At 71.0% G+C, this 20,776-nt stretch carries 17 protein-coding genes; 11 read left to right on the top strand and 6 right to left on the bottom strand.

All coding sequences use genetic code 11. The features are described 5' to 3' along the window. The 3 genes from MXD61_RS24400 to MXD61_RS24390 form a co-directional block, all read left to right on the top strand. A partial coding sequence (locus MXD61_RS24400; RefSeq protein WP_285223371.1) for a protein kinase occupies positions 1 to 1,943 on the top strand: 1,943 nt, incomplete at its 5' end. Between the two features lie 192 nt (positions 1,944 to 2,135). Then, the gene (locus tag MXD61_RS24395; RefSeq protein ID WP_248815783.1) at positions 2,136 to 3,692 is read left to right on the top strand and encodes an FAD-binding oxidoreductase; all 1,557 of its coding nucleotides are present in this window, start codon (positions 2,136 to 2,138) and stop codon (positions 3,690 to 3,692) included. A gap of 344 nt (positions 3,693 to 4,036) precedes the next feature. Further along, entirely contained in the window at positions 4,037 to 4,192 is a 156-nt protein-coding gene (locus MXD61_RS24390; RefSeq protein WP_175084912.1) for a hypothetical protein, read from the top strand. 11 nt (positions 4,193 to 4,203) lie between these two features. On the opposite strand, the gene MXD61_RS24385 is transcribed toward MXD61_RS24390, so the two are convergent. From MXD61_RS24385 to MXD61_RS28575, 3 genes are read right to left on the bottom strand one after another with little or no spacing between them, the layout of a single operon-like run. After that, positions 4,204 to 5,196, bottom strand: a complete 993-nt coding sequence (locus tag MXD61_RS24385; protein WP_248815755.1) for an NlpC/P60 family protein — start codon at positions 5,194 to 5,196, stop codon at positions 4,204 to 4,206. Between the two features lie 7 nt (positions 5,197 to 5,203). Next, a complete protein-coding gene (locus MXD61_RS24380) occupies positions 5,204 to 5,974 on the bottom strand; it encodes a hypothetical protein (RefSeq protein WP_248815754.1) in 771 nt (256 codons plus the stop codon). Positions 5,975 to 5,980: 6 nt separating this feature from the next. Further along, positions 5,981 to 6,403 carry a helix-turn-helix domain-containing protein gene (locus MXD61_RS28575; RefSeq protein ID WP_248815753.1) on the bottom strand — a complete coding sequence of 141 codons (423 nt, stop codon included), beginning with the start codon at positions 6,401 to 6,403 and terminating at the stop codon, positions 5,981 to 5,983. Between the two features lie 1,555 nt (positions 6,404 to 7,958). Between MXD61_RS28575 and MXD61_RS24370 the strand changes: the two genes are divergently transcribed. The 6 genes from MXD61_RS24370 to MXD61_RS24345 all read left to right on the top strand — a co-directional run bounded on the left by MXD61_RS24370 (position 7,959) and on the right by MXD61_RS24345 (position 15,510). Beyond that, on the top strand, positions 7,959 to 9,188 hold the full coding sequence (locus MXD61_RS24370; protein WP_248815752.1) for a hypothetical protein: 1,230 nt from the start codon (positions 7,959 to 7,961) through the stop codon (positions 9,186 to 9,188). Continuing rightward, a complete protein-coding gene (locus tag MXD61_RS24365; protein WP_248815751.1) occupies positions 9,185 to 9,598 on the top strand; it encodes a DUF6112 family protein in 414 nt (137 codons plus the stop codon). The genes MXD61_RS24370 and MXD61_RS24365 overlap by 4 nt, the downstream gene beginning before the upstream one ends. 51 nt (positions 9,599 to 9,649) lie before the next feature. Then, positions 9,650 to 10,468: a hypothetical protein gene (locus MXD61_RS24360; protein WP_248815750.1), complete on the top strand. Its 819-nt coding sequence runs from the start codon at positions 9,650 to 9,652 to the stop codon at positions 10,466 to 10,468. Between the two features lie 118 nt (positions 10,469 to 10,586). Continuing rightward, the gene (locus MXD61_RS24355) at positions 10,587 to 11,906 is read left to right on the top strand and encodes a hypothetical protein (protein WP_248815749.1); all 1,320 of its coding nucleotides are present in this window, start codon (positions 10,587 to 10,589) and stop codon (positions 11,904 to 11,906) included. A gap of 149 nt (positions 11,907 to 12,055) precedes the next feature. Further along, the gene (locus MXD61_RS24350; protein ID WP_163549494.1) at positions 12,056 to 13,558 is read left to right on the top strand and encodes an SCO6880 family protein; all 1,503 of its coding nucleotides are present in this window, start codon (positions 12,056 to 12,058) and stop codon (positions 13,556 to 13,558) included. Further along, positions 13,555 to 15,510, top strand: coding sequence for a conjugal transfer protein TraC (locus tag MXD61_RS24345; RefSeq protein WP_374629499.1), 1,956 nt, complete (start codon positions 13,555 to 13,557; stop codon positions 15,508 to 15,510). Before MXD61_RS24350 ends, MXD61_RS24345 begins: the two co-directional genes overlap by 4 nt. On the opposite strand, the gene MXD61_RS24340 is transcribed toward MXD61_RS24345, so the two are convergent. Together MXD61_RS24340 and MXD61_RS24335 are read right to left on the bottom strand one after the other, a co-directional pair. Beyond that, on the bottom strand, positions 15,477 to 16,433 hold the full coding sequence (locus tag MXD61_RS24340) for a hypothetical protein (RefSeq protein ID WP_248815748.1): 957 nt from the start codon (positions 16,431 to 16,433) through the stop codon (positions 15,477 to 15,479). The two genes, MXD61_RS24345 and MXD61_RS24340, sit on opposite strands and share 34 nt — an antisense overlap. A 192-nt stretch (positions 16,434 to 16,625) precedes the next feature. Next, positions 16,626 to 17,168 carry a YbhB/YbcL family Raf kinase inhibitor-like protein gene (locus MXD61_RS24335; protein WP_248815781.1) on the bottom strand — a complete coding sequence of 181 codons (543 nt, stop codon included), beginning with the start codon at positions 17,166 to 17,168 and terminating at the stop codon, positions 16,626 to 16,628. Positions 17,169 to 17,302: 134 nt separating this feature from the next. Here MXD61_RS24335 and MXD61_RS24330 point away from each other — a divergent pair, with 134 nt between their 5' ends. Then, the gene (locus tag MXD61_RS24330) at positions 17,303 to 17,641 is read left to right on the top strand and encodes a P-II family nitrogen regulator (protein WP_248815747.1); all 339 of its coding nucleotides are present in this window, start codon (positions 17,303 to 17,305) and stop codon (positions 17,639 to 17,641) included. A 291-nt stretch (positions 17,642 to 17,932) separates the two neighbouring features. Here MXD61_RS24330 and MXD61_RS24325 read toward each other — a convergent pair whose 3' ends face one another. Next, the gene (locus MXD61_RS24325) at positions 17,933 to 18,832 is read right to left on the bottom strand and encodes a VTT domain-containing protein (protein WP_248815746.1); all 900 of its coding nucleotides are present in this window, start codon (positions 18,830 to 18,832) and stop codon (positions 17,933 to 17,935) included. 449 nt (positions 18,833 to 19,281) lie between these two features. Here MXD61_RS24325 and MXD61_RS24320 point away from each other — a divergent pair, with 449 nt between their 5' ends. Next, a complete protein-coding gene (locus tag MXD61_RS24320; RefSeq protein ID WP_248815745.1) occupies positions 19,282 to 20,619 on the top strand; it encodes a lipase family protein in 1,338 nt (445 codons plus the stop codon). Positions 20,620 to 20,776 lie beyond the last annotated feature (157 nt).

Below are 20,776 nucleotides of genomic sequence, written 5' to 3'. Positions count from 1 at the left end.
GGTGGGCCCCGCCCCCGGGGGCCCCCGGGGGCGGGGGGGGGGGGGCGGGGGGGGGGGGGCCCCGCGCGGGGGGGGGGGGGGCGGGGGCGGGGGGGCCCGCCGCGCACGGTCGCGGGGTGCTGCACCGCGACATCAAGCCGGACAACCTGCTGTTCACCGCGGACGGCACACCGAAGGTCACCGACTTCGGCATCGCGAAGATCGTCGAGGCGACCGCGGCCACCACGACCGGTCTCGTCGGCACCCCGCGGTACATGGCGCCGGAGCAGATCACCGGCTCGTCGCTGAGCCCCGCCACCGACCTGTACGCCCTCGGCGTGGTGCTCTACGAACTGTTCGCCGGGCGCTCACCGTTCCCGCCGGAACTGCCGGTCGCCGCGTTGCTGCATCACCACCTGTCGGTGCGGCCGCTGCCGATGCCGGAGGCTCCCGGGCCGATCGCCGAGATCATCATCGCGGCGCTGGCCAAGGAGGCGGGGTGGCGTCCGGCGTCCGGGCTCGACTTCGCGGTCCGGCTCGCGGCGGCGACGACCGCGGCCTACGGTCCGGGCTGGCTCGCGGCCAGCGGTGTGCCCGTCCGCCTGCCGGACGAGGTGCTCTCCGCGGCCGGCCACCAGCCCGGCATCAACTCCGGCCCCGGCGCCGTCCACGGCGGCGCCGTCCACGGCGGTGGACGTCCGACCGGTGTGGCTGGCCCGCCGGCCCCGACCGTGCGAGCTGGACGACGGCGGCGGCCGGCCGGCGGTGGGCAGCCGGGTGGGGGGCGGCGGCGCGTCGCGCTGGCGGTGGGGGCGTCGCTGGTGGTCGCGGGCCTCGCCGTCGCCCTGGTGCTGAAGACGGTGGTGCCCGGCGGCGACGACCAGGACAACCGCCAGGCGGCCTACGCCGGCAGGACCGTCCAGTTCCAGGGTCTGGCGGACGCCGCTGGCATCGCGCTGGGTCCCGACGGCGCGCTCTATGTGTCGGATCCCGGTGACGAGGTCGGCCAGGGTCAGATCGTGCGGCTCTCCGCCGCGGGCCAGGTGGGCCTGATCGGCGGTAGCGGGCCGCGGCCGACACCGACCGGGAACGTCCCGTCGCCGTCGCCGACACCGGTGCTGGGGGACGGCGGGCAGTCGCTACGCGCCGAACTACGCGAACCGGCCGGGCTCGCCATCGGCCCGGACGGCGCCGTCTACCTGGCGGAGTCCGACAACGGCCGGGTCCGCCGGATCGCCCGGGACGCCACCATCACCACCGTCGCCGGCACCAGCCGCAGCTCCTCGGACGGTTCGGTCGCCAGTACCGGTGCCGCGCCGCGTGCCTACCTCGACGACCCGACCGGCCTCACCGTGGACGCCAAAGGCGTCATCTACGTCACCGATGGTTATCGGGTTCGGCGGATCGAGGGTGGCCAGATCAGCACGGTCGCCGGCAGCGGGACCGAGTCGGGTTCGGCCGGTGACGGTGGACCGGCCATCAACGCCACCTTCTACCAGCCCAGCGGCCTGGCGATCGCCCCGAACGGCGTGCTCTACATCGCCGACCGGGGCAACGACACCGTGCGCCGGGTCGATCGCTCCGGCACGGTCAGCCTGGTGGCGGGCAGCCCGGGGAAATCGGGCCGGACCGGTGACGGCCGGGCCGCCAGCAGCGCCCTGCTGAACAGCCCGAAGGGCCTGGCGCTCGGCGCCGACGGCTCGCTGTACATCGCCGACTCGGGCAACGACGTGGTCCGCCGGATCGACCCGCACGGCATCATCTCGACGGTGGCCGGCTCCGCGTCCTATTCCAGCGATGACCAGGAGGGCGCACTCGCCACCCAGGTCAGCCTCAGCGGGCCCGCGGGCGTGGTGGTGGATCCGTCCGGTGCGCTCTACGTGGCCTGCGGTGACGGGAGCATCCGACGGGTCGGCACCGACATGTTCCTGACGACCGTCCTGCGTGGGCCACCGGACTCCTGACGGCATACCTTCGCCGCAGATCCCGCATCGGCCCGCCGCCGCGACGAACGGGTGCGGCCCACGGGACGGCGGGCGGGCGGGCGGGTGCGGCGGGCGGGTGCGGCGGGCGGGTCCGGGGGTTGATCGACGGGTGGTCGGTGGGGAGGTCAGGTGCACGGTCCGGATCGACGGTCGGTGCTGCGGGCCGCGGGCATGGGTGGGCTGGGGCTGGCCGGGCTTGTCGCGGGCGGCGGGGCGCTGGCCGGCTGCCAGGACGGCACGACACCGGCGGCGCCCACCGGGTCACCCGAGCCGGCGGCCTGGGCCGCCCTCGACGCGCGCCTCGACGGCCCGCTGCTGCGCCCGGGCGACCCGGACTACCCTGCGGCGAGCCGGCTGTTCGACCCGGCGTTCGACGCGATTCGCCCGGCGGCCGTCGCCCGCGCCCGGTCAGCCGCGGACGTGCGGGCCTGTGTCGAGTTCGCCCGGCAGCAGGACCTGGCGATCACGGCCCGGGCGGGCGGCCACAGCTACGGCGGATACTCGTCCACCACGGGCCTGGTCGTCGACGTGACGGCGATGGCCACGGTGACCCCCAACGCGGACGGGACCGCCCGGATCGGCGCGGGCGCGCTCCTCGTCGACGTCTACGACCAGCTCGGCCAGGCCGGACGGGCGTTGCCGGCGGGTTCCTGCCCGACGGTGGGTATCGCCGGGCTCGCCCTGGGCGGCGGCATCGGCGTACTGGGGCGCCGGCATGGCCTGACCTGCGACCGGATGCTGTCCGCCGAGGTGGTCCTCGCGTCCGGGGAGGTCGTGCGCACCGACGCCAGTCATGATCCGGAGCTGTTGTGGGCGCTGCGAGGTGGTGGTGGCGGGAACCTCGGCATCGTCACCTCGTTCGACTTCGCCACCCATGCGGCGACACCGCTGGTGCTGGTCAGCTGCCGCTGGCCGTGGGCTGCGAGCGCCGAGGTGCTGGCCGCCTGGCAGCATTGGATCTCCGACCCCGGCGGCGCCCCGGACACCTTCTGGTCGACCTGTGTCGTGTCATCGGTGCCCAGCGGCGGTGTCGGTGGGACGCCGGCGCTGCGGCTGAGCGGGGTGTCCTGCGGCCCGGCGGACGAGGCCGGCGTGGCCGCGGTGCGCGCCCAGCTCGACGCGCTGGCCGACGCCGCCGGCCAGCAGCCGATCAGCGTCTCGGTCGTCCCCCGGGAGCATCGCCGGGCGATGCTGATCGAGGCGGGCTGCGCGGGCCTGGAGGTGGCCGCCTGCCATCTGCGCGACCGTGCGCCCGGCGGCACCCTGCCCCGGGTGGCGCAGCGGGCCGCGTCGGCCTTTCTGCGGGAGCCGCTGTCGGCCGCCGGCGTCGCCACCATGCTGGCCGCGATCGAACGGCGCCAGCGCACCGCCGGGGCCCGCTCGGGTGCGATCATCCTGGACTCCTGGGGTGGGGAGATCAACCGGGTCGCGCCGGCGGACACCGCCTTCGTGCACCGGTCGACGATCGCCAGCGCCCAGTACGTCGCCGGCTACGACATCAGGGATCCACCGGCGGCGAAGGCGGCCAACGAGGCCTGGCTGCGGGCGACGGTCGCCGCGATGGCACCGCACGTGTCGTCCTCGGCCTACCAGAACTACATCGACCCGGAACTCGCCGACTGGGCGCGGGCCTACTACGGGGACAATCTCGGCCGGTTGCGTCAGGCGAAACGCGTCTGTGACCCGGACAACCTCTTCCGTTTCGCCCAGGGGATCACCCCGGCCTGACGGTGATGGACGTGCAGGCCGCACCGGGCCGGGAGTCGACGTCGCCGACCCGGGGCGGTTCCCTCATTACACGCCAGCCGGCGGCTGTCCGCCTACTGGCCTCCCATCGCCCGCTTCCCGTCTCTTTCCTGTCGCCGATTTCGCGTCGGGATCACGGCCGGATGTTCATATCGCCCCGATTCGGTCACCCGACCGGGGTGAAGGACACAGAGGCAACGAGCGTGGCACTGGGTGCACGGCGGTTCCGCTTGCAGCAACTACTCAAGGTGAGTAGATAAATGCTGTCGGTGATAGGCCGACGTCGGTGTCCGGCCGTACCGGCTAGCTGTGCTGCGAGGTCCCGCATGAGCAAAGTTCTGTTCCAATGGGGAATTGGACTCTTCGTTCTCTTCTTCCTGGTCACCTCCCCCGCCAGTGCCGCGGATCTCGTCCGCAGCATCGTCGCCTTCCTCGGGGGCGTCGGCGCCGGCCTGTCGGATTTCGTGGGCAACTTCGCCTGACCGCGGGTATATCAGCCGAGGTCCTTGGCGAGTGGACGGGTCACCGCGACGGTTCCCGTCCACGAGGAGATGTCGGATTCGACCACTCCCCACCGGGCTCCCTTCGCGGCGATGACCAGCCCGTCGCCGATGTACATACCGACGTGACCGGGCGCGTCGGCCGTCCCGTCGGTTCCGGGCGTGAACAGCAGGTCGCCGGGCTGCGGGTCGACTCCGGCGACCTGCGGGCCGTAGACCAGCTGGTCGGTGGTCACCCGCGGCAGCTGGACACCGATCGTGCGGTAGGCGGCCTGGACGAGCGAGGAACAGTCCCAGGTGTCCGGCCCGACCGCACCCCACACGTACGGCTTGCCCACCTGGGCGGCCATGAAGGCGAGCACCGGTTCGAGCGAGCCGATCGGCACGGACACGCCGTCCTCGATCGAATCACCGTAGACCTGGGCCTGCGCCAGGATCGTCCGCACATAGTTGCGGGTCTCGGTGTACGGCGGGATACCGGCGTAGGCGAGCACCGCGCCGGCACCGGCGTTGTAGGCGGCGAGCATCTTCTCCTGGCCGTCGCCGGGCACCGCCGTGACGCTCGCCGCCACCGCGCAGTCGTAGCGGGCCGCGGCGGGGATCGCATCGGCCGGGTTCCAGACGTCGCCCTGGCCGTGGCTGGCCCAGGTGCCGGGCATGAACTGGGCGATCCCCATCGCACCGACCGGCGAGCGGGCCTGTGGATCGAACCCGGACTCCTGCTGTAGCTGCGCAGCCAGCAGGGCCGGTGTCACCTCGTCACACCCCGCCGCGTTCGCCGCATCCGTGATCATCTGGAGGTACTCCTCGGGGATGCCCTTGGAGTTCGTGATCGCGGTGTTGCCGTTGTGATGGCCGATGAACGGCCCGGCGAGCGTGAGGATCAGCATCGAGGCCAGCAGGATGATCCCGCCGACGACCATCGCCGCGCCGATACCTGCCCAGACCGCCAGTCGGGGGCGGGTCTGCGGGAACCTGCGGGCCATCCGCGGCTCACCGCCCCGGTGCGGCGCCGGCGACGCTCGCGAGATCCGCCCCGGCGACGAGCCACGTGCCGTCCTGCTGACGGAGCAGGGTCACGGCGGGGGTGGAGACAGCGACGACCGCCGGCTGGTCGCCGGTCACGGTCTGCCGGCGGACGTTGAGCTGCAGCACGACCCGGCCGGTCGCCGTGGTGTCGATCCCGCCCAACGGCGTGGTCGCCAGCACGCTGATCTGCGAATGGACCCCGGCGGCGCGCAGGTCCTGCCAGGCCTGGGCGTCGGCGTCCGCCCCGCCGGTGCCGCCGGCGCCGAGGGTGGCCGCGAAGTCGGCGGTGAGGCAGTCGTGGGCCCGGTCGACGCCGGCGCCTGGCCCGCTGTCGGTGCGGGCGTCGAACGACTGCCAGCGGGTGAAACAGTCGGCGGCGACCGCGGCCGGATCGTCCCGGTCGACCGGGCCGCCCGGGACGGCGGGGGCGGCGCCCGCTGTGGCCGTGGCCAGCGGTGGGCCAGGTGCCTGACTCGCCCCCGGCGGGGGACCGGTGGTCGTCGCCGGCTTCGGCGCGGGGATGCCACCCGACCCGAACGACCCGCAGCCGGACAGCCCCAGCAGCAGCGCCACCAGCACCAGCAGCAGCACCAGCAGCACGGCGGGTGTCGACCCGGCGAGTCCTACCGCACGCGGCCGCGCCGACCCACCCCGCGCGGCGGGGTTGCCCGGCCAGGCTGATCCGGCGGGCGGTGCTGGGCGGCGAGGGTCAGCGCCGCGGGGGATCGTCGACATGCTGGGCTATTCGCGTCCGTCCAGCCAGTCCCGGACCCGACCGCGGCGCACCCGCCACTGGTGGCCGACCTTGCGGGCCGGGATCGCGCGTTCGGACAACAGCTTGAGCACCGTGCTCTCGGACAACCGCAGCCAGGCGACCAGCTCGTCCACGGTGAGGACGTCGTCATCGTCGGACGGCCGCACCGGTGGCGGGGCCGTCGGCAACGCGGACATCGTCGCGGCCGGCGCGGGAGTGGTCACCGCTGAGGCGCCAAGACCGGCCGCCAGGCCGCCACCGCCCGCGCCACCTGCCCCTGAGCGCGACGGCGAACTCCCGGCAGGCGTGCCACGCAGCGGCGGGGCCGTACCAGCCGGCAGCCCGGCGCGGCTGGACGACGGACGTGCCGTCATCGAGTAGCCGTCCTGCGCCACCGATGCTCCCTTCACCGTGCCTGCTCTTCTCACCGTGCCCGCTCTTCACCGAAACCCGCGCGCCACCGGCACCACCTGCGGCATGATCGACACACTTGACTGCTTTGCGTGACCACGATGGCCAAGCCGAGGTGGACCGACCTCGGTGACCGAACGTCGACGGATGAGCCGGCCGCCCATCCGGGCCGTTCGGACCGTTGGGCTTATGACTGTCCGGTTCCGGAAGTTACACCGACCCACATGTCCTGGATAGCCTCAACCTGAGCTTGTCATACTCGAACAGCTCGTGTTACATCGATCCGACCACAGTCCAAGATAAGTAACAGTAAGTAACGGTAACTGGCACTAGCTAACCATGAGAGAGCCGGGAGGGCGACGGCGCGTGAGCGAAGTGCCACAGGCACCGCACGGCGAGGAAGGCGATGCACGACCGGTTTCCCTCATCGGAGCCCGCCTCCCGTCCGCGGCCTCCCGCAACCAGCGGGCATCCGACCCCGATGACCCATACGGGATGGATGTCACAGTCGGTGTCGATGACGCCGATCTGCTTCCCCACGCACGTACCGGCCGCCGGCGCCATCGACGGCGGACCGAGCCTGACCCGGCCCAGCCAGCCGACGAGGCATGGCAAAACGAGGCATTCCACCTCGATGATGCGACATCGGCCGATGACCCGGGTGCGGACAGCGCAACCGAAACGGACGTCACGTCCGACCGCGCAGCGACACCAGGAGTAACGGAGGGTGGTCGCTCCCGGAGTGGTCGGGGGCGGCGGGCCGGGCGCCCCTCCGCGGTCGCCCCCCGCGCCCAGCCGGATGCCGACCGCCCTCCCCGACCGTCCGGCACCGATGCGTCCGCACGCTCCGGGGAGGACAGATCGACCTCGGGCACCGGCACTGGCAGCACCCCGCGACGCAGCCGTCCACCGCGCGCGTCGGCTCCGCCCCGCTCCGCCCCCATCCCGCCGGCCGGTCCACCACCGACCGCCCCCCCGCTGGTCGATCCGCCGCCGGCCGTCCCCTCGCTGCTCGATCCGCCACTGGTCGGCCCACCCCTGGTGGGTCCACCCCTGGTCGGTCCACCCCTGGTCGGTCCACCGCCGGTTGACGCCGATCTGCCGCCGGCTGTCCACCCGACGAGCGGATCGCTGCCCGTCGAGCAGCCGGCCCGTCCGGCCCCACCCACAGCACCACCACCCACGGTGACACCACCGACCGTCAGCCCCGTCGTGGGTCCACCGCCCGCCAACGCGCAGCCGCCTGGTTACGCCCCGCTCGTCCAACCGCGGCCTGTCGACGCCGAACCACCCGCGCCCGTGGGGCCGACCGAGGCAGAGGCTGACCTCACCGCGGACACCACTGTGGAGCCGGCGAGCACCGTGGAGCCGGCGAGCACCGTGCCGCCCGAGGCCGCTGGCCCGACGGGTGCCGCGAGCTCCGTCAGGCCCGCACGCGGCGTGATTCCCGAGACCACGAACCACGGTGAGACGAGCGCGCCGACACCGAAGCATCGGCCCGGCTCGCGTCATCTGCCGGTCTCGGAGCCGTCCGAACCGCAAGCCACCGGTCCGGTGCCGGAGCCGCAGGACGAGGTCCCGGTACGGCTGTCCATCCGGGATCGCTCCCGTCTTCCGCTGCCCGGGTCGTGGCGGATCGCCGTGACCTCGCTGTTTCCGTACTCGGGAACGACGACCCTGGCCGGCGTGATAGGTCTGACCCTCGCCGGCATGCGCGCCCAGCCTGTTCTCGCGGTCGACCTGTGGCCGGGCGAACCCGACCTCGACACCGGCCCCGGCCCGGCCGGCACCGCGAGCGCGGCGGCCGCGTCCACCGAGGAGAACGAACCGCGCGGCGATCCGCTGACCAGCCGCGTCGGCTCCGCGGGGACGACGACGGTCGCCGATGTCATCCGCCACCAGATCGGGGAGGGGTCGCCCGCCGAACTGCGGCTGCTGATCGGTGGGCAGCGTTCGGGCAGCGCCCGGGACCTCGACGTGCTGCCCATGCGACGCGACGCCGGCCATCTCGCCCGGGAACTGCCGGGGGGCACCGAGACGTCCGCGGCCCTGCCCGTCGTGCATGGCTCCGACGAGCCGACCGTGACCGCCGGCGGTCTGCGTTCGACGTTGGGCATGCTCGCGCACTCGTATCCGCTGGTCCTCGTCGATGCTCCGACCGACGCGCCCCTCACCGACGTCGCCGTACAGGCGGCCGACCTTGTGGTGCTCGTCACCCTTGCCACGGCCGCGGACCTTGAGGCGACCGTGATGCGGCTGCGCGCGTTCCGGGAAAGTGCCGGTGACCGTCCGGCCGGGGTGGGGCCGCTGGTCGTCGCGGCCGTTGTCGCACCTCGCCGAGGACGCCCGTCGCCGCGCACCCGGGCCGGCGCCGCTCGACTCGGACGCCAGGTCGACGCCCTGGTGCGGATTCCCTACGACCCGCGGTTGGACCCGAGCCGGCACACACCCGTCCGAATCCCGCGGCTACGGCGGCGGACCCGGCGTGCATACCTGCGCCTTGCGGCGGCCACCATCGAAAACCTCTTCATCCTGGCAAAAGCCGAGGTAGGAACACCGAAAGCAGTGGGCCGGAAGCCGGGCACACCCTCACCTGGCACCGTCGACCTGATCACGAAGCGTGCGCAGACTGGCCCCACCAGCGGCGTACCGACCACTACCGAGGATCACGGGGCACCGATGGGCGTATCATTCGGCGACCTACGGTCACCCACGGCCCCCTCGCGGATCGCCGGACCGGATCGTCCGGGCGGAGACCTGCCCGCGAGAAAGGAACCGCGATGATCCACGACGCCGCCTACGTCAAGGCGACCGTCTACCTCGCCGTTGAGGTGAAGCCGGATGACTCGAAAGCGCCTGGCATCAACGCGCTGAAAGACCTGGTCAACGGCCTGGCCGCCTATGCGGTCATCGCCGCTGTTGCGGCCGTGTTGCTAGGCGGTATCGCCTGGGCGCTCGGCGAGCGGATGGGCCTCGAGCGCGCCTCGTCGGTCGGAAAGAGCGGGGTCATCGCGGGCTTCGGCCTGGCATTCCTCGTCGGCGCCGCCGCCGCCTTCATCAACTTCTTCCTGGTCACCGGCGCAACGGCCACCGCACCAGAGCCCAACATCGGTGACCTGCGCCCACCCGCCGTCGAAGTCTCCGCTGCCGCTGACCCCGGCGTGGTCCATGCCTCAGCGTCAACGCTGTTCTGACCGGATCCCCGGGTATCCGCGGGCGGACATTGCGATGATGGTCCTGCCGTCGTGGAAGGGGAGTGGGCGTTGCCGGGCGTAGCCGAAATCGTGGCCAGGCGGCTGATCATCATCGTCGTAACCGCAAGCGCGTTGAGCGCACTCGCCGGTGTCGTGATCGGCCGCTACGGCCTCCCGTACAACCCCAAGTCTCCTGACACCGCCTCAGTACAACCTTCGCCGAGTTCGGGCACAACGCCCACCCCCCAGGTTTCAGCAAGTACTCAGGTCCTCGTACCTGCCGCATCAGCTACGGCCGCCCCGGATGGCTCAGCCGCCGACCGCAGTCAGGTTCCTGGAATCCCCACTCGGATCAATCAATATGGCATTCCAGTCGGCTACCCGCGTACACAGGCAGGAGCCGTGAGTGCATGCGCCAACTACGATGCCATTAATGGCAGCCTGCGTAACCGCGAGCCCACCTTGATCCGAAACATGTACGGCTCGATTGCGACACCAGATGCCGCCAAGAAGATTTCAGATATAATAATTTCTAACGACAAGGAAAGTGCCAAAGCATACGGAGTTCCCTCCATCCAGACGCCGAATTTCACTCTGATTGGACGTGCGACCGGATATTCGGTCCAAGCGTACGATGAGAATGAAGCAAAGGTCACCATCTGGGGAATCATTGGCTTTGGCATCTACGGCAACTCCAATCCCGACCTAGCACCGCGAGAAGGATGGGGAACGGATGATTGTCGTGTCATCTGGAGTGACGGAGACTGGCGCCTAGCGGACGCGAGCGACGGTCCCGCGAGTCCCGATATAACCGAGCGCGCCGCTGAAGGTTTCAAGGAATTTCTACTAGTCGGAGCTGGCCGTGACTAAAGGTAATGAAGTCGTCGCCGCATCCCTTAGCTCCCTGAATCCCCTGAACCCGCTAAAGCGCGCGATCACGGGGAGCGTGGAAGCCTACTTCGATTCCATGGGGCAGGCGTTCTGTGGGATGGCGGCAGATCTTTCCAGCGCCGTGTTCAGCTTTGCCGCACAGAAGACGTCGATCAATCTCAGCGCGGATTATGTTGTAAAGAACTACAACATTGCGTTCGGGATTGCGGTGCTGGTCGTCACGGGCCTGTTCCTGTGTGCGTGCATCATGGGTGCGGTCCGGGGTGACCCGCATCTTTTCACCCGAGCGGCGGCATCGACCGGTACGGCGCTCATTGGGTCCTTCATCGCGCTCGCGTTGCTTCAGATGATCCTGACCGCGGCCGACGGGATGGCGGAAGCCTTCGGCGACGGAAAACCGCTGGGAAACGACCTGGTGACCCAGCTGCGGGCGCTTCCGGAACAGGGCAACTTCGCGCTTGATCTCGTGTTGTCCCTGCTGGTGGCGATGTTCTCCTTCGCCCTGTTCGTCGTGCTCTACATCCGCAAGGTCGCCATCATTGTGATGGCGGTGTTCATCCCGCTTTACCTGGCCGGGCAGCCGACGATGTCCACCAGCGGGTGGATCAAGCGGGCCACCGAGATGCTCCTGGCACTGATCTTCGCCAAGCCCGTCATCTATGCGATTTTCGCGCTGGGCGCGGGGATGGCGAGCGACTCCACCGGATCACTGGTTGACCAGACACTGACGATCCTCAGTGGCACGGTTGTGATGATCGCCGCGGTGTTCGCGCCGTTCGTCCTCATGCACCTGATGGGCTTCGCCGACGTGCATCTGATGCGCGCGGTCGGCTCGGCCGGTCGGCGTAGTGCGGCGTCCTTCGGTCAGGGTGCGGGGGCGCTGCTTGGTTCGTCGTCGCGGGAGACCTTCCGCGGTATCGGCGCCCGCCTGCAGACCCGCAACCGGGGAATGCTCGGCGATGGCGGTGGCCTCGCCGGTGGCATCGGTGGTGGCATCGGCACGCAGCCAGGGCTTGCCCGGCCGGCGGCCCTGCGCAGCGGTCGGGGCGTCGGCGGATCGGCGCTCGGTGCGCCGGTACGTCCCGGCACGGCCACGGCCAGCGTGCGAGGCAGCGCCGGACGGCCGCGGACCGGCAGCCCGGCGGCGGTCAGGACCGGCGGCGGCGGTGGTGGCCGGCCCGCGATCGCGGCCAGCGCCGCCACCACACGGCAGCCCGCCCGAGCGGGGGCCGGGGTGGCCGCCCGCACCAGCGGAGGCTCCGGGGCTGCAGCGCGTTCCGCGGGGACGACCACCCGGGTGGCCGCGACCCGCGGTGCCAGCCCGGCGACCACCACGGCGCGTCCGGCAGCCCCCGCCGCGTCCCGGGCGCCCAGGGTTGGCGCGCCCACACCACCGACCCGCACCGGCGGCAAGTGAACAGGCCCCGAACACAGGCTCGCACGTGGGCAGGTAGACAGCCCGGAGCACCGGTCCGGGTACAGGTCCGGGCACAGGCAGGAACATGGGCCGGAGCGCCGGCCGGAACAATGCGGTGGCGAGCGGCGAAGGAGCAAGTGAGGTAGTCGATGGTCTCGGAACGCAGTTACCGCTTCGGGCCGCTCGAGCGCGGCGGTGTCATGCTCGGCATGCGCTGGCCGCAGCTCGGCCTGATGATCGTCGTGATGCTGTGCGTTCTCGGCGCGCTACGCTCACCGCTCATCTTCGTTCCGGTCTGGGTACTGCTCTCACTGGCCCTGCTGTTCGTCGCGTTCGTCCGGGTGGAGGATCGCAACCTCGACCAGTGGGTGCCGATTCTTTTCGGCTTCACGATGCAGAAGGTGACGGGCGAATCGGTGTTCCGCGGTGCGTTCTTCCGGCTCGGTTCCGAGGACGACCAGCTCAGTCGTACGGTCCTTCCCGGGCCGCTGTCCTCCCTGGTGATGCTGTCCGTGCCCGTGGGCGGTGGGCGCTACGTCGCCATCGTCAAGGATGCGAAGCGGCAGACCTACACCGCGGTGCTGCAGGTGCGGGGCAGCCAGTTCGCGTTGCTGGAGTCCGGGGATCAGCAGGCCCGGGTCGATGCCTGGGGTGAGCTGCTCGCCGGGCTCACCGCCGGTGGCGGTCGGCTCTCGCGCATCCAGTGGCTGGAACGGACCCTGCCCGACTCCGGTGACCAGTTGCAGCGGCACTGGCGGGTCCGCGGTCACCACGACGACTCGTGGGTCGCCAACGCCTACCAACAGGTGATCGACGCGGCCGGGCCGGTCGCCCAGCGGCACGAGACCTACCTGTCGTTCCAGTTGCGCGCCAAGGACGCCCGCCGTGCCATTCAGCGGGCCGGCGGCGGGGACCAGGCTGCCTGTGCCGTCCTGCTCGGTGAGCTGCGCACGATGGAGGCGGCGCTGGCCCGCGCGTCCATCAGCACGGTGGGCTGGCTGCCGCCACGGGCACTCGCCGCTGTCATTCGCACCACCTACGATCCGTACTCGATCGAGATGATCGACGCCCGGGGTGGTGCGAGCACCGACCTCGCCGGTGGGCTCAAGGGCCTCGCGTCCGGCATCGACCCGGCCGTCGCCGGGCCGGTCCGCACGGTCACCGCCTGGGATCACTACCGCACCGACTCCGGTTACCACACCACGTACTGGATCAACGGGTGGCCGCGTGTTCCGTCGCCGGCGGCGTTCCTCGCCCCGCTGCTGATGGAGACCACCTGTCGGCGTACCGTGTCATTGATCGTGGAGCCGCTCCCCGGGCGTAAGGCGGAGAAGTCGGTGAACCGTCGACGGATGGCTCACCTCGGTGAGCAGCAGATGCGAGACAAGGTCGGCAAGGTCACGACCCAGCGGGATGTGGCCGAAGCCGATGAGGTCGAACGTCGCGAGCAGGAGCTGATCGCCGGTTTCGGCGCGTTCCGCTTCCACGGGTTCGTCACGGTCTCCGCCGACGACCTTGATGGTCTCGCCGACGCCTGTGGCGAGGCCGAGACCCTGGCTTCCCGCAGCCGCCTGGAGATGGTGCGCCTCGTCGGCGAGCAGGACCAGGGCTTCAGCGTCGGCGCGCTACCGCTGGCAGTAGGAGTGGCATGAGCCCAGCGCACGACAACCGCATCCCCCTCGACGGCCCGGACGGGTACGGCACCGGCGCCGGTGTCGGTGCCGGCGACCAGTATGCGGACGATGACGAGTACTGGGACGGCGACGCGGATGACGTGATCGACCTCGACGACCTCGACCCCGACGGCTACCAGATGGCGGCCTACGAGGCCGCCTCCCACGATCCGGGACGAGACGCCGAGGGCTTCGTCGATCTGGGTGGCGGCCCGCGCCGTCCACGCGGCTCAGCTCGAGGGCAGCAGGCCGCGCCGCGCCGCGGCCGTCGGGCGGAGAAGGCCGCGGCCGCCGCGGAGAAGGCGGCGATGCGCCGGGCCCAGTCGGCGTTGCGCCGCGGCGCCCAGCCACCGCGCATCATGGGCCAGTTCGCCGGGCGTAACTACCACAAGCTGCGGTTGCCCGCGCACATGGAGACGACGGCGCAGATCGCCGGCATCTACCCGTTCGTCGTCGACTCGGGGCTCGACGCTCCCGGGATGTACATCGGCCGGCATGTCTGGTCGGGCAACTCGTTCGACTTCGACGTGTTCGAGCTCTACCGCCAGCAGGTCATCGAGAACCCGAACTTCGCCGTGTTCGGCGCGGTCGGTTCCCGCAAGTCGGCGCTGCTCAAGACGCTGATCTCGCGGGGCGCGGCGTTCGGTTACCAGGCGGCGGTGCCCTGTGATCCCAAGGGCGAGTACACCCGGCTCGCCCGCCGGCTCGGCTGCGAACCCACCTACATCGGCCCCGGCATGGCGACCCGGCTCAACCCGTTGGACGCCCCGCCGCGACCGCGTGGCATCGCCGACGCCGACTGGGCCCGTGAGGTCAAACGAGCCCGGTCCGCGCTGCTGTCGTCGCTGATCGAGACGGCGAAGGGCGTGCCGCTGACCCCGGCCGAGCACACCGCCGTGGACCTCGCACTCGACGTCGTCACCCGGCAGATCACCGGCGCCGACCCCGAACGCTGGGCCACCCCGCTGCTGCCCCACGTCCTCGAGGCGATGACCGACCCCACCGACGCGGACTGCGTCGACCTGCCGATGACCGCCATCGAACTGCGCGACGCCTCCCGGGATGCCACCCTCACCCTGCGCCGGCTCACCCATGGCGCGCTCGGCGGTCTGTTCGACGGGCCGACGACGTCCCCGTTGGACTTCGACCGGCCGATCGCGGTGCTCAACCTGGAGCGGGTCCAGGGCAGCGACGAGATGCTCGCGCTGATCATGACCTGTGCGCAGGCCTGGATGGAAGCGGCGCTGATGCGCCAGGACGGCGTGCAGCGTTACGTCGTCTACGACGAGTGCTGGCGGCTGATGCGCTTCGCCGGGCTTGTGCGCCGGCTGTCCGCCCAGCAGAAGCTCGCCCGCCAGTGGGGATGCGCGAACGCGATCGTCGCGCACCGCATCTCCGACCTGCTCTCCGCCTCCCCCGACTCGGTGGAGATCGCCAAGGGTCTGCTCGCCGAGACCGCGATCCGCATCCTGTACAAGCAGGCCTCCGACCAGATCTCCGACACCCAGGAGGCGCTGGGCCTCACCGATGTCGCCGCCGACCTGCTGCCGCGGCTCGACCCGGGGTTCGCGCTGTGGCTCATCGGCGCCCGGGCGTTCTACGTCGAGCATGTCGTCGGTGACCTGGAGATCCCGGTCGTGCTGAACGGGTCGAAGATGCACGGCGAGGTCGACGACACCAACCTGACGCCGGACGACCTCGACCCCGCCGAACTCGACCCGCCCGACCTCGAGGCCGCCCTGCCACCCGGCCCCAGCACGTTCGGCACCGCCGCGTTCAGCGACGGTGCCGGGGTCGGCCAGCTCGCCGATGGTGCGGTCGCGGGCCGCGGGGACCATCACCAGGGGGGCCACGACCAGCCGGACGCCAGCGGCGAGCCGTACCCCGGCGGTTACGGCTACCCGTCGGTGGAGCCCAGTTCCGCGGGCTGACGCAGCCGGTCGACCGACAGCGCCGACGGCGGCGGCCAGTCCAGCCCGATCGGGTTGGGCCAGGTGAATCCGCCGCCGACGGCGACCCGCTCGGCGAGCCCGTAGAGGGTCTCGTACAACTCGTCGCGTTCCGGCCGGGTCAGCACCCGGTACGGTCCGGCGGCGAGCAGGTCGGTCACGTTCTCGATCTCGGCGCTGGCCTGGGCGCCGAGCGAGGTCAACGAGCCATCCGGATGCAGCCAGCCGCGGCCGGCCAGGGCACGCACCGCGGCGGCCCATTCCCCTTCGCTCCAACCACGCGACATCCGCGACTGTTCGGCGGGGCTGCGTCCCGTCGCCGAGGCGAGCACGAGCGCCTCGCACGGCCCGACCTCGGAGCGCACCAGGGCGGCGAGATGCCCGTCCCCACGATGCTCACGCAGGACGGTCAGCGCCTGCCACAACGCCAGATGCGGCTCACCGGGGATGGGCAGCGCGGCGTTCGCGGCCGCCATCGGCCGGCCCGCGGTCACCGCGGCCGCGGCGGCCCGGCCCGCGAGCTCCGCCGCGCGGCGCACCGCCGCCCCCGTCGCCTCCAGCCCCCACAGATCGCGTAGGACGTCGTCCATGGCCGCCAGGCGGGCGTCGAGCAGCCGCGCCGGCGACGAGTAGGCCCAGACATCCGGCACGGACCTGGCGATCCGCCGAGGGGCGAACGTGTAGAAGGTCGCGGTGATCGCCGCGGCCGAGGCCGCGCCGAGCGGCGCCGCCCGCATCCCGACATAGCTCATCCAGAATCCGTGACAGCCGGCCTCCGCGCCGAACCGGGCCACCGCCGGATGGAAGTAGATGACCGCGTGAATCGGTTCGGCCACCTCCCAGATCCGACGCGCGTCGTTCGCGAACGCCGCGCCGAGCTCGTCTCGCTGTCTGCCGTCGCCCATGCAGTCCTCCCGACCGTGAGTCCTTTTCAGACTCCCCCGCTGCGGCGGGCCTATGCCAATGACGGCAGGCACCGTCGGGCGCCGATCGGCCGGTCCAGCCGCGGCCGGGGGCCGCATCCAGCGGGAACGTCCCGGAAACGCGATCGAAACGATCCTGGCCCGGCAAGCACTCAGGTGCCGGGCGGCGGGCCGTCAGTGCTGGAAGGTCACCCGCAGCACCGCGCGGGCCAGCGTGTGGAAGGCCAGATTGAACCCGACGACGGCCGGCGTCACCTCGTCGTTGATCTCCAGCTTGGGAACGTCGACTGCATGCACGGTGAACACGTAGCGGTGCGGCACATCGCCCTGCGGCGGCGCGGCGCCCTCGTAGCGCTTCGTTCCCAGGTCGCTACGGACGTGGTAGGCGCCGGCCGGTAGCCCGGAGAGGTCACCGCTGCCCGCGCCGGTCGGCAGTTCGCCGGTGCCGGCTGGCAGGTCGACGAGGACCCAGTGCCAGAAGCCGCTGCCGGTCGGCGCGTCCGGGTCGTAGCAGGTCACCACGAAGCTCTCGGTCTGCTCCGGGGCGCCGGACCAGGTCAGCTGCGGGGAGATGTTCTGCCCACCGGCGCTGTCATGCACCTGCGCGGTCGGCATGGCGGCGCCGTCGACGAGGTCGGAGCTGGTGACGGTGAACGTCGGGCGCACGGGCAGCACGTCGTACGGGTCCGGGGCGGTGCCGCGGTCGAGCAGGGCCATGGTCTTTCCTTTCGCTGTGCGCTTCACGGTGCGCGCGTCGATGACAATCCGGAGACAGGCTCGTTATCTGCCGGTTCTACGCTGTGGACGAGGCGGTCGACACCAGCGGTGTGACCAACGGACGAGAGGCAACCGTGAAGCTGGTCACCGCAGTTCTGCGCCCGTACCGGGTCGACGACGTCCGCGCCGCACTCGGCACCTTCGGTATCCAGGGTATGACAATCAGCCAGGTCACTGGTTTTGGTACGGAGCTGTGGCGCACCGAGACCTACCGCGGCCGGCGCTTCCACGACGAGTCCGTGCTGTCGGTACGCCTCGAATGTGTGGTCGCGGATACCGATGTCGAGGACGTGCTCAGCATCATTCAACGCGTGGCGGCGACGCCGTCGAGCGGGGCGGGCAAGATGTGGGTGCTGCCGGTCGACTCGCTGACCCGGGTACGCACCGCCGAGCGTGGGACCGACGCCCTGTAGGCCCGACACCGAGTAGGCCCACCGTCGACCCACCTCCGACGAGGGTGAGACGATCGTCACATTATCGAAAATCCTGTGCGCTACCTGCGTCTCTGCGTTCGAATATCTGCGGCACCCGCCCCGGTCGGGCGACAGTCCCGCGCCAAGCCGATACGGTTGACGAGTCCCGGCGGGCGTCCCGCCGACTCCCCCCGTATCGGTGTGGAGCCCGCCGGGACCCGAAGTCTGCTGCCTCCCGCGAGCCCCGGCTCGTCGCGGAGGCTTTTTCAGTCCGCCGTCAGGGACAGCGTGCTAGTTGCGGTACCCGGCGGAGTGCCGACCGCCGCCACTGCTCCCACCGCTTGCGCTGCCACCGCCACGCCGCATCCGCATCGTGGCGGACGAGTCGAACGGCTGCCCATGCAGCTCCGGCTCGAGCGGCTCGAGCGGTTCCACCATCTGCGCACCAGCACCGTTCGCACCAGCACCGTTCGCGGTACCCGGCGCGTCGGCGTCGTCCCGCCAGTCATCGCCCGCCGGGGCGGCCGGGCCCGCGCCGGTGGCGGGCGGGCCGGCCTTGGCGCGGCGACGGCGCGCGCGCAGCATCTCGATGCCCATCGGCAGCACCGAGAAGGCGACCACGAGGATGAGCATCGCCTCGATGTTGTCGTGAATGAAGTCGACCGAGCCCAGGAAGTAGCCGAGCAGGGTGATCCCGCAGCCCCAGAGCAGACCACCAATGACGTTGTAGATCGCGAACACCCGGTAGTTCATCCCACCGACCCCGGCGATGACCGGGGTGAAGGTCCGCACAATCGGAACAAACCGCGCCAGCACGATCGACTTGGGGCCGTTCTTCGCGAAGAACTCGTTCGCCTGCTCCAGATGCTCGCGCTTGAACAACCGCGAGTTCGGCCGGCTGAACAACGACGGTCCTATCCTGCGCCCGATGAGATAGCCCACCTGGTCACCCGCCACGGCGGCCAGGCCGATGAGGATCACCGCCACCGGCAGCGGCGTGGAGACCTCGTCCCGGGAAATCAGCATGCCAACGGTGAACAGCAGCGAGTCACCGGGCAGGAAGAAGCCGATCAACAGGCCCGACTCGGCGAAGACGATCAGTAGGACAATGACCAGACCTGCCTTGACCAGGCTGTCGGCACTGAGCGCATCTGGTCCGAGAGCGAGCGTGTTCGACGCCAGTGTGGTCACGAGAGCGGGCCTCCGCCGGTTTCGGGACGACGGGATGAACGAACTGTTCCGACCGCGGCAACCACCGGCCGCCGCACCGCACCCGCCTGCGGACACCGTAAGGGTATCCACCCGTTGCCCGTGACCGGCCATCGCCCATGGGCATCTGACCGAGATCCACAGAAGCTCCACAGCTTCGGCTCCGCCCGGGAGCACCGCCCGCACCTTCGGTGGCAGCGAAGATCCGCCCGCCGAGACGCTGGCGAGATGCTGGCGAGTACCTGCGGTCACACCGCCCACGGCTGACTCGTTCCGGCCCCGATCGGACACCAACCAGACACACCGACCAGCGGCCAGCGAGATCACTCGGACCAGCACAAACGGTGCAATTCGCGATCCGGGTTACCTGGATCAGGGGTGACGTCAAACCCCGCTATCAGCTTGCCGATCGTGAACCATACGCTTATTGTGTGCGTTTTCCGCGACTGCCCGTGAGTGGTGGTTCCCCCCGCCGCGGGATGCGGCTGCCACTGATCGTTCTGCTCCTCGGCCTGGTTCCGTTGACCGCCTGTGGACGGCCCGCCGGTGCGAGCCCGGACGGCCCCCCCTCGCCCAGCGGACCCGGGCGGCCAGGAGACCTGGTCGAGCAGACCGAGGTGCGCGGCGCACCACCCGGAATCCGAGCCTGGCGGATCGTCTACCGGTCGCGGACCTTCTCCTCCTCGACAGCGCTGGTGTCCGGCCTGGTCCTCGCCCCGACCGCCCCGGCGATATCCACAGCACCCACGGTGCCCACGGTGCCCACCGCGAAGACGGTGCCCACAGGTTCGACGGTGACCGCGGCAAGCACGGTGACCACGGCGACGGTGACCACGGTGACCACGGCGCTGTCCACAGCCACGGCGGTGCCCACCGGTGGGCGTCGGGTGGTGTCGTTCGCGCACGGGACGACCGGGGTCGCCGACTCCTGCGCGCCGTCCGTAGCCGAGCCGCCGCTGGCCGCCGCCGCGTGGACGTTCTCCCTCGTCCGCGCGGGCTATGTGGTCACCCTCACGGACTACGCGGGCCTGGGCACCCCCGGGGAGCACGCCATCTACGTGGCCGGGCCGGAGGGCCGGGCGGCACTGGACATCGTCCGGGCCGCGCGTGCCATCAGGGCCAGCGGGGCTGGGCGCGACGTCGTCCTCTGGGGTTATTCACAGGGTGGGCAGGCAGTGCTCTCCGCCGGGGCACAGGCCACCGCTTATGCACCTGACCTGCAAGTTCGTGGGGTGATCGCGACCGCCCCGCTGGCCGATCTGCCCGCATCGCTGACCGCCCTGGAGCACCATTCGGATGGTGTCGCCTACCTGCTGCTCGCGATGATCGGCGCCGCCGACGCTGACCACCGGATCAACCTCAACAGCTACCTGACCCCGAAGGGTCGTCGCCTGCTCGCCATCGCCCGGACCCGCTGCGCGCCGGACCTGCTGGCCGCGAGCAACGGGGTTCCCGTGGGGGCCGCGTTCCGGCAGAACCCGTTGCGTCTGACCCCGTTCGCGACCGCCTTCGCCCGGCAACGGGACGAGGTCACCCGCCGCATGGCACCGACGCTGATCCTGCAAGGTGACCGCGACACGGTGATCCGCCGCCAGGACACCGACCGCGTCGTGCGCCGCCTGTGCGCCACGGGCACCACCGTGGACTACCGGCGCTATCCACAGGCGAACCACGGCACCGTCCTCGGTGCCTCCATGACCGATCTGACCAGTTGGACCGCCCGCCGTTTCGCACCCCATCCCCTGGCGGTCACCGACATCTGCCCCTGACGTCACCACGGTGCTCATCCACAACGTCGACGGTGACCGGGAAACGTAGCGCGCAGGCCCCGTCCTTCAGGGCGGGGTTGGCGCGTCAACTCGGCTGCCAGAATGACCGGGGAATCGTGTATTCTGCCAGGTATGGGAAGTCGGGTGGTGAAGCGGG

The sequence above is a fragment of the Frankia sp. AgPm24 genome (assembly GCF_023243055.1).
In the GTDB taxonomy this organism is placed as follows: Bacteria; Actinomycetota; Actinomycetes; order Frankiales; family Frankiaceae; genus Frankia; species Frankia umida.
The sequence above is the reverse complement of the archived record's forward strand: the minus strand, read 5'-3'. Positions and strand labels throughout refer to the sequence as shown.